Genomic DNA, 929 nt, shown 5'->3' on the forward strand with positions numbered 1-929 from the left:
GGCTCCAGTTCGTAATAGATGCGCCTCTCGGTGATTGCTTCGCATTCGCCTGTCAGCCAACGGGATAAACCCTTTTGAGGTTTCATCCAAAGCCCTTCACGTTACGACGGTACAAAAATACAGAACAAAGTCCAAATTTCGCCGCGCGATGGTAAAACCAGCAGCTAGTTTGCGATCTCTGCACTCACAGCACACCCGCTGATATCGAAAGCACCGCTGGCTAAGCTCAAATGTGCCGTATGCTAGTTCTATGCTGACACCTTGCGTGGCAATTGTATAAACGACCATCTCTCGCTTCTGAGACGGGCCTCGTCACTTTTTTGCAAGGGCTTCCTCGTTCAACTCGTGTTGCATGCTCACGTTTGCAAACATTCGCTTCAAACGCGCGTTCTCAACCTGCAACTGCTTCATCTCGGAAATCATTGACGCATCCAATCCGCCAAATTTTGAGCGCTGCTGGTAAAATGAAGCACTGCTCATCCCGTGCGTACGACAGAGTTCAGGAACGGGTACGCCGTTCTCTGCTTCTTTCAAGATCGAGACGATTTGCGCCTCCGAATAACGTGACTTCTTCATCATGAATCTCCTTGGCATATCTTGCCACGAAAATTCTAGCTTTCAACACAACCGTTTTTCGGGGGGATTAGCTTTTGACCTGCGCCCCCGAAGCTAACTTCTAGGTAACGCTATTTCTTGGTTAATAAAAAATGAAAAATTGGAGGGCTCCGACCCCCCGGAACCCTCCATCACCCCATGTGCTCCCTTAGCACCACACGTGAATATAAATAGGTTCCGGCCATCCTAGCCCGATATAAAGACACTACAGTTCTGGGTGATTTTATGCAAATGCCAAGTGTGGATAAAGAAGTTCAAATTTTGAACATCTGAAATGGTTCTATCGCAAAGTGCTGCTTGGTTTAAGTATTCTA

1 protein-coding gene is annotated in these 929 nt (G+C 47.5%); it reads right to left on the minus strand.

The window, feature by feature from the left end; all coding sequences use genetic code 11:
• Window positions 1–312: 312 nt before the first annotated feature.
• The gene (locus ASU03_RS18855; RefSeq protein WP_197411297.1) at window positions 313–579 is read right to left on the minus strand and encodes a transposase; all 267 of its coding nucleotides are present in this window, start codon (window positions 577–579) and stop codon (window positions 313–315) included.
• Window positions 580–929 lie beyond the last annotated feature (350 nt).

The organism is Colwellia sp. TT2012 (genome assembly GCF_001440345.1).
In the GTDB taxonomy this organism is placed as follows: Bacteria; Pseudomonadota; Gammaproteobacteria; order Enterobacterales; family Alteromonadaceae; genus Colwellia.

What these genes read in the sequence shown, in the direction of transcription:
- ASU03_RS18855 (WP_197411297.1), bottom strand. Translation starts at nt 579, where the DNA reads ATGATGAAGAAGTCACGTTATTCGGAGGCGCAAATCGTCTCGATCTTG.